The organism is Leisingera sp. SA215, assembly GCF_055902035.1.
Window position 1 is genome coordinate 1 of sequence record NZ_JBVVXU010000063.1, and the last position, 6,992, is coordinate 6,992.

Annotated in this window: 7 protein-coding genes and 3 pseudogenes; 3 read left to right on the forward strand and 7 right to left on the reverse strand. The window is 61.8% G+C overall.

The genetic code is table 11. The features are described from left to right. Positions 1-304: 304 nt before the first annotated feature. Both AC0KW6_RS22645 and AC0KW6_RS22650 read right to left on the reverse strand, forming a co-directional pair. Positions 305-787: pseudogene (locus tag AC0KW6_RS22645) on the reverse strand (transposase); the annotation flags it as partial. A 93-nt stretch (positions 788-880) separates the two neighbouring features. Continuing rightward, a complete protein-coding gene (locus AC0KW6_RS22650) occupies positions 881-1,036 on the reverse strand; it encodes a hypothetical protein (RefSeq protein ID WP_474036193.1) in 156 nt (51 codons plus the stop codon). Between AC0KW6_RS22650 and AC0KW6_RS22655 the strand changes: the two genes are divergently transcribed. From AC0KW6_RS22655 to AC0KW6_RS22665, 3 genes and pseudogenes are all read left to right on the forward strand, one after another. After that, on the forward strand, positions 1,035-1,343 hold the full coding sequence (locus AC0KW6_RS22655) for an AAA family ATPase (RefSeq protein ID WP_323783648.1): 309 nt from the start codon (positions 1,035-1,037) through the stop codon (positions 1,341-1,343). The two genes, AC0KW6_RS22650 and AC0KW6_RS22655, sit on opposite strands and share 2 nt — an antisense overlap. 223 nt (positions 1,344-1,566) lie before the next feature. Next, positions 1,567-1,953 (forward strand): annotated as a pseudogene (locus tag AC0KW6_RS22660) (transposase); the annotation flags it as partial. 186 nt (positions 1,954-2,139) lie between these two features. After that, the gene (locus AC0KW6_RS22665) at positions 2,140-2,847 is read left to right on the forward strand and encodes a GntR family transcriptional regulator (RefSeq protein ID WP_323783651.1); all 708 of its coding nucleotides are present in this window, start codon (positions 2,140-2,142) and stop codon (positions 2,845-2,847) included. A gap of 78 nt (positions 2,848-2,925) precedes the next feature. On the opposite strand, the gene AC0KW6_RS22670 is transcribed toward AC0KW6_RS22665, so the two are convergent. The 5 genes and pseudogenes from AC0KW6_RS22670 to AC0KW6_RS22690 form a co-directional block, all read right to left on the reverse strand. Continuing rightward, positions 2,926-4,218: a TRAP transporter large permease gene (locus AC0KW6_RS22670; protein ID WP_323783653.1), complete on the reverse strand. Its 1,293-nt coding sequence runs from the start codon at positions 4,216-4,218 to the stop codon at positions 2,926-2,928. Positions 4,219-4,237: 19 nt separating this feature from the next. Continuing rightward, the gene (locus AC0KW6_RS22675; RefSeq protein ID WP_474036194.1) at positions 4,238-4,759 is read right to left on the reverse strand and encodes a TRAP transporter small permease subunit; all 522 of its coding nucleotides are present in this window, start codon (positions 4,757-4,759) and stop codon (positions 4,238-4,240) included. A gap of 17 nt (positions 4,760-4,776) precedes the next feature. Then, on the reverse strand, positions 4,777-5,850 hold the full coding sequence (gene dctP, locus AC0KW6_RS22680) for a TRAP transporter substrate-binding protein DctP (RefSeq protein ID WP_474036195.1): 1,074 nt from the start codon (positions 5,848-5,850) through the stop codon (positions 4,777-4,779). A 229-nt stretch (positions 5,851-6,079) separates the two neighbouring features. Beyond that, positions 6,080-6,301, reverse strand: a complete 222-nt coding sequence (locus AC0KW6_RS22685) for a hypothetical protein (RefSeq protein WP_474036196.1) — start codon at positions 6,299-6,301, stop codon at positions 6,080-6,082. A 52-nt stretch (positions 6,302-6,353) separates the two neighbouring features. Further along, positions 6,354-6,992 (reverse strand): annotated as a pseudogene (locus tag AC0KW6_RS22690) (IS110 family RNA-guided transposase); the annotation flags it as partial.

Genomic DNA, 6,992 nt, shown 5'->3' on the forward strand with positions numbered 1-6,992 from the left:
GGTGCGGCTTGGCGCGGCATCGGTCCGGGTTGGAAAACCTCCCAAGGTGGAAGCCGCGGGGCTCTTGGGGCTGTCTATGGGGAAAGAGCGCTGACGGTGCAATGCGCGGCTGGTGCCAGCGAATATGCCGGTTGAATAATGATGCCGGGGCGGATGCCTGCGTTGCGGACGGTGGGCCAAATCGAGCATAGGCAGCGACGTTGCTGCGTGGTCCCCGGCTCCGGGTAGAGAGCCGGCAAACAGGGTTCCCGCCGGGCTTGTCGGGATGCCCGGTGTTCACAATTCCGGAAGGACGGGTGTTTCGTCATGCGGCTTGGTCCCGCGGTGGCGCGCGGGACCGGGGTTTTTGCCCGCGCCGGAAGATCTCGATGATGTGCATTGTCCCGCCACAGCACGGGCATGGCTCACGCAGGGTGCCCGCGCCGGCGCTGACGAGGCGGCGGTTCGAGATGGCCACCCTGCGGGTGTACCGGCTCAGATAGGCGAGCACGGCTTCCGGGCCTCCAAAGGGCGGTTTGGCATAGACCACCCATTCGGACTTGCGCAAAGGAGCCAGCCACTCTGCGAAGGCACCGGCCTGCGCCAGCGGTTCCAGGCCGCCGAAGAAGGCCAGCTCCCCGGCGCGGAGAAGCGCCATCAGCCCTTCCAGAAACAGCCGCCGGAACAGGCGCGGCAAGACCCGCACATGCAGCAAGAACCCAGGTCGGCAGGCGATCCATCTCGCGCCGTCCAGAGACAGGGCGCCACCGGGCAGGATCATATGGATGTGGGGGGGATGGGTCAGGCTGACATGCCCCGCATTGGCCCGCCGCCACGCGGGGCCATCGGCACGGAATATATCAGCAATCTCCAGCCCCGGGCGGGACACCCCGGCGCCCCGTCACTTCAGGCTTCGCTTGAGCGTCTGATCCTGCAACTGCGCCAGCATCTCGTAGGGGTTGACCGTGTCACGGATCGTCTTGGTGGCGACATCGGTGTATTGGGCCGTCGTGCTCAGCTTGGCATGGCAGCGCGGTGAGATTGAGTGGAGCGGCATGTCCCGCTCCCTGCTGATCCACGGCGAACCCGGAACCGGCAAAACCGTGCTGGCCGGGGCCATCGCCGCCTCGGCCGGGGTGCCGTTGATCCAGAGGTCCTTTGGCGCCTGGCAGGCACAGGGCCACCTGGGCGATATGCTGGCCGCCATGCTGGCGTGTTTCCGGGACGCCAAGGATCGTGTGACACCTGCAGCGGAGCGCATTGGCCTAAATCTGACGCTGGAGGGGGATCTGGCGGGGTCGTTGCGGCCGGCGGCTGGCAGCGAGGGCTCTAATGCAGAAAATGCCTCGGGAGAACCGCCATAAAACATTGAATATATTAAGAAATTGTATTTATTGCGGGAGCTGGCACCGCCGTATCCTACCTGCCCTCTCCGCAAAAATATAAACATATGATTGTCAGACGTCAGCGCCAATGGGACAGTTTAGGGTGATTTGATAAGAGAGGATTTCTGGCCCATCGTTACCACCAAGGAGTGGAGATGAGACAGAAACCCGGAAGAGCCACGGCGAAAAGGTCGTAAAGGGCATCCGCTGTGCCACGCGCAAACATATTCGGCGGAAGAGAAAATCAGGATCGTGCGGACGGGCTGAAGGGCGAGGACAGCATTGCCGATCTATGTCGTCGTGAGGGTATTACCCAGATATATTACAGCTGGTCCTAAGAGTTCCTCGAGGCTGGCAAGAAACGCCTTGAGGGTGACACGGCCTGCACTGCGACGTCGAACGAGGTCCAGGATCTTCGCCGAGAACCCCGCGAATTGAAAGAGGGTGTGGCCGAGCAAACCTTGGAACTGCGTCTTCTCGAAAAAAGCATTCTCGGGGATGGGGGCGACGAAGAATGAGATATCCTGCGTCCGAGAAGCTGGAGGTCTTCCGGCTGGTCGAGCGATCGCACCTGCCGGCCAAGCGCACAGGTTCGCTGGCCAAGGTTCTCGCCTCCGATGAAAATGTGATCCGCAACCGCATCCTCTCGTTCGGCAACAGTATTGTCAAATGCACCGTCAACAAGACCGCCATCTTCCCTCCCTGCGGCTGACCCGCTGACAGTTGTGTGCGACCGCAAACCCAAGTATTCAATTTGCTGAGGAAAGAGTTTGCAATGTCCAATAACAAAACTACCAGCAAACCGGAACGCAAGCGCGGGTCCGGAGTGCAATATGTTTATAACATACTACGCGAAGAAATTCTGAACCTGACGCTGGAACCCGGCGCGCCCATCGATGAGGCGCAATTGGCTGAGCGTTTTGCCATTTCGCGCACCCCTATCCGCGAGGCTCTTGTTCGGCTGGCAAGCGAAGGCCTTGTCAAAACACTTCCCAACCGCTCAACAGTGGTCGCCCATATCGACTTCGTCAATCTATACACGTTTTTTGACGCAATGACGCTGATGTACCGCGTAACCACACGGCTTGCCGCCCAATACCACACGCCCGGCGATCTGGACGTTATTCGCCGCCATCAAGGTCAGTTCGCCGCGGCTGTTGACGCGCAGGACGCGATGGCCATGATCGCCACCAACCGCGATTTTCACGCCGCTATCGCAGCGGCAGGCCACAACGTCTATTTCGAAGGGCTGTTCCAGCGCCTGCTGGACGAAGGGCGGCGGCTGATGAGGCTCTATTACTACTCCTCGTTCAACAACAGGCTGCCTTACCGCTACGTGCAAGAGCACGAGGACATCATCGCCGCTATCGAGGCGCGAGACGTCAACGCCTCAGATGTGCTGGCAAAGACCCATGCCGACCAGATTGTCGAACAGATCCAGAGCATGATCTCGCGCGACCGGCGCCAGGACATCGAACTCTAGCGCTGCCCCCCTGATACACCTGCGCCGCGGCCTCCACTTTCGGGGGCCGCGGCGTGGTTTCCTGCAGCTGTGCTGCCGTCAGTTGACGATCACCTCGGGCAGCCAGGTGGCCAGCTGTGGGAAGAAGATGATCAGCAGCAGCGTCACCACCTGCAGCCCGATGAACGGCAGCACCCCGCGGCACATCTCGCCATAGGTCATGTCCGGCGGCGCGATCGATTTCAGATAGAAGATCGAAGAGGCCATCGGCGGCGTCAGGTAACCGGTCTGGATCACCACGATCACCAGCGTCGCGAACCACACCGGATCAATCCCGGCAGAGCGGATGAACGGCGAGAACAGCGGCACGCAGATCAGCACGTTGGCGGTCCAGTCCAGCACGAAGCCGAGCACGAAAACGACCAGCAGGAAGAACACCATCATGCCGGTCGGACCCAGCCCGGCGCCCTCGATGACATCCCGGATCAGACGCGCACCGCCATTGGCGGCAAAGACGCCCATGAACATCGTGCCCGCCGCCACGATCAGCAGGATCATCGCCGAAATGCGCACCGTGATCGACAGCGACTCCGACAGCACCGGGACAGAGAACCGCCGGTTCAGGACGCACAGCAGTAGTGCCCCCCCTGCCCCGACCGCCGCCGCCTCGGTGGGTGAGGCGACGCCCGCCAGGATCGACCCCAGCACCGCAAAGATCAGTGCGCAGACCGGCAGCATCGTCGTCGCGGTCGCCCACAGCTTTTCGCCCAGCGGCAGATCCGCAACCACATCCGCCTTGGCCACTGGCTCGGGCGGGTTCAACATGCCCTGAATGGCAATATAGCCCAAGAACAGTGTCACCATGATCAGACCGGGCAGCATCATACCCGCCAACAGCTTGCCCACCGACATCTGCGCCAGCGAGGCATACATCACCGCAATCACCGACGGCGGGATCATCGTGCCCAGCGACCCGCCCGCGCAGATCGTGCCGGCAATCAGCGTGTTGCTATAACGCATTTTCTGCATCGCCGGGATCGCCATCATGCCGATCATCACCTCGACGGCACCGACCACGCCCGCAGCCGCCGCAAAGACCGCCCCCATGGCGATGGTCGCCAACGCCAGGCCACCAGGCAGCCGCCCAAGCCACATGTTCATGACGCGGAACAGCCGCTCGGCAATGCCGGAACGCTCCAGCAACGCCCCCATCAGGATGAACATCGGGATTGCCGACAGGATAAAGTTGGTCGAGGCCGAATAGAACGAGCCGTACAGCTGGTTGAAGGCCGCAGGCCCGAAGGCAACAAGCCCCGCCCCCACCGATACGATGGTCAGCGAAAACGCGATCGGCAATCCAATCAGGATCAGCCCGAACAGCGCGGGAAACATGAGTCCGGCAATCAGCATATCAGTTCTCGAGTTTGAATGTGTCGTCTTGGCGCGGCGTCAGCAGCGCCCGGATGCCCTCGGCGGCCAGCTGCAACGCCAATGCGGCCAACCCGACCGCCAGGGCCGAATAAAAGGGCCACATCAAGGGCGCCCAGGGGCTGACCGCCTCGACCTCTCCGGTCTGAAACGCGCGCCAGGCCCGGTGGCCGCCAACCCAGGCCAGCTTGCCAAAGACCGGCGCCAGCACCAGCAGGTAGATCAGACCGTCGATCAGACCCCGCAGGCGCACCGGCAGGCGCGACGACAGGAAATCGATACGCACATGCGCATCCTCCCGCAGGGCCTGCGCGGCGCCCAGAACGAACAGCACACCGGTCGCCATATAGGCAATATCAAAGGCCCAGAGGGTGGGCGCGCCGAGCGCATAGCGCGCGACGACTTCGTATAACATGGAGGCGATCAAGATCAGGACCATCGCCTTTGCGACAAACCCCAGACCTGCAGAAATCGCATCTGCAATCGCCAGAAATACCCTTTTCATAACCGCCTCCAGCCGGTTCAGTTGCCGTTGCGGATCAGATAGCCGCTTTCCGCCGCCCAGCGGTCCTTGTAGGCAAGATAGCCATCCAGGATTTCGCCCATGCGCGGCTTGCCAGCCTCAGCTTGGGCTGCGGCGGTCTTCTTGATCCAGTCAACGCCCGCTGCGGACAGCTCTTCGGCAAAGGCCGGATCCAGCGTGAGCACTTCCGCCTTGCTGCCGCGGAAGGTTTCCATCGCCTTCATGTCGTTGTCATAGAAATGCATCAGCGACTGCAGGGTGGTCAGCTCGGCTGCCGTTTCGATCTTGGCTTTCAGACCATCGTCCAGCGCATCCCAGGTTTCCTGCTTCAGCACCACTTCCCACAGGAAAGTCGGCTGATGCACGCCCGGCGTGATGATATAGGGCGCCGCTTCGTGGAAGCCCTCGGGCAGGTTGCCCGACGGCGGTCCCCATTCGATCGCATCGACGCCCTTGCGCTCCAGCAGGGTGTAGATCTCGCCTGGCGGCACCACGGTCGGCACCGCGTCGAAGTAATCGCGCATCACCTCGGCCCAGGGACCGGAGGTACGGTATTTCAGCCCCTTCAAGTCCGCCGCGGTGGTGATCGGCTTGTTGGCATGAGCCATCACCTCGGAGGAGCCGATGCCGACGACCAGCGACTTGAAACCTTCTTCGGCCCGCATTTCGGTCAGCAGCTCCTGACCGCCGCCCTCGTAAATCCAGGTCGCAAAGGCCTCCGGCCCCATGCCGCCCGGAAAGCCCGAGAAAATCGCGTTCATCGGGTTCTGGTTGACCAGATAGCTGGGAGTGGAGTGCCCGGCTTCGACGATGCCGTCGCGCACGCCGTCGTAGACATGCAGGGCCGGCACCAGGATGCCGGCACCAAAGGGCTGCACCTCGACGGACCCATCGGTCATCAGCTCGACGTTGCTGGCAAAACGCTCGAGAAAATTCACGTAATAGGGCGAGCCTTCCGGCACCGACGTCGGCACGCGCCAGGTCACGTCCTGCGCGGCACCTGCACTCGCGGCCAGCGCCAGCGCACCGGCACAGGCTACCGCATGGACGGCGGATTTTAAGAATGTGGACATAGTACCTCCTCTGTCAGATCGCACCGCTTACACGGAGATCACGGCACGGAATCGCACTGTAGACTTCGTGCATTCCTTTTGTCGACATACTAAATACAAAACTGTGATCTTCTGCCGGAAGGCGCGGCAGTTTGCGCGATGTTGCTGGATTCACGAGCAGAAACAGAAGCTCAGCGCGCCCGAATGCGCCGCCGCGGCTATGTCGTGCAGGGAAGAGAGAGGGCAGCTGTCAGATGGCCACGGCAGCGGTGGTCAGCCAGCGCGGCGTGGTCTCGCTCAACCGCGGGGCCAGCAGTTCCTGCAGCTCTGCATGGTGTCCGTCGTCAGAGATTTTGGGCCAGTTGGCGGCCTGATCTAAGAGAGGGTGAGCCTCGGCTTTGATGCTGCAACCGCCCCCCGACAACATCGGCGTGCCATATGTGGACGGGCCCCTCCCTGCAAGTTCACGCATCAGCCCAGCACGGTAGCGTCTTTCTCCTGCTCACCGTGGCGGGCCAGTTTCTTCACGCGACTGGCCGCGCAGCAGTGTTTTTACAGGCCTCGCCCGACATCATCATTTTCCACGCGATCCTGGCGATCTTATTGGCCAACGCGACGGCCGCGAGTTTCGGCGGCTTGCGCTTGAGCAGATCGATAAGCCAGGGCGAGGCGGTCCTGCCTCTGCCCGCTCTCATCTGTCGAAGCAACGAAGTCGCGCCCACGACCAGTGTTTTGCGCAGGGCCTCATCGCCCGCTCGCGTAATAACACCGAACCTGACCTTACCAGCTGTCGAGTGATCCCTGGGGGCAGGCCCATCCAGGCCGCAAACTGTCTTCCGGATGCAAACTGCTCCGGTGCCGGCGCTTTCATCACCAGCAATACTGCACCGATCGGTCCGACACCGGGGATCTTCGCGAGGCGGCGACAACATTCGTTGCTGCGGTATCAGGTCATCAAACTCGCCTCTATCTCTTCCAGGCGCTCCCTCAGCTGCGCAAATTCATCCGCAAGTGACGTCAACAGATCGCGCGCCAAGGCGGGGACGTTTTCATCAGCCATGATGCGTTCCAGAAGGCGCGGAATATGAGACACGCCTTTGGCCGCGGTCAGTCCGAACTCGGCCGCATAGCCACGGATTGTATTGGCAAGTTGCGTCCGGGAG

What these genes read in the sequence shown, in the direction of transcription:
- AC0KW6_RS22655 (WP_323783648.1), top strand. Translation starts at nt 1,035, where the DNA reads ATGTCCCGCTCCCTGCTGATCCACGGCGAACCCGGAACCGGCAAAACC.
- AC0KW6_RS22650 (WP_474036193.1), bottom strand. Translation starts at nt 1,036, where the DNA reads ATGCCGCTCCACTCAATCTCACCGCGCTGCCATGCCAAGCTGAGCACG.
- AC0KW6_RS22665 (WP_323783651.1), top strand. Translation starts at nt 2,140, where the DNA reads ATGTCCAATAACAAAACTACCAGCAAACCGGAACGCAAGCGCGGGTCC.
- AC0KW6_RS22670 (WP_323783653.1), bottom strand. Translation starts at nt 4,218, where the DNA reads ATGTTTCCCGCGCTGTTCGGGCTGATCCTGATTGGATTGCCGATCGCG.
- AC0KW6_RS22675 (WP_474036194.1), bottom strand. Translation starts at nt 4,759, where the DNA reads ATGAAAAGGGTATTTCTGGCGATTGCAGATGCGATTTCTGCAGGTCTG.
- dctP (WP_474036195.1), bottom strand. Translation starts at nt 5,850, where the DNA reads ATGTCCACATTCTTAAAATCCGCCGTCCATGCGGTAGCCTGTGCCGGT.
- AC0KW6_RS22685 (WP_474036196.1), bottom strand. Translation starts at nt 6,301, where the DNA reads ATGCGTGAACTTGCAGGGAGGGGCCCGTCCACATATGGCACGCCGATG.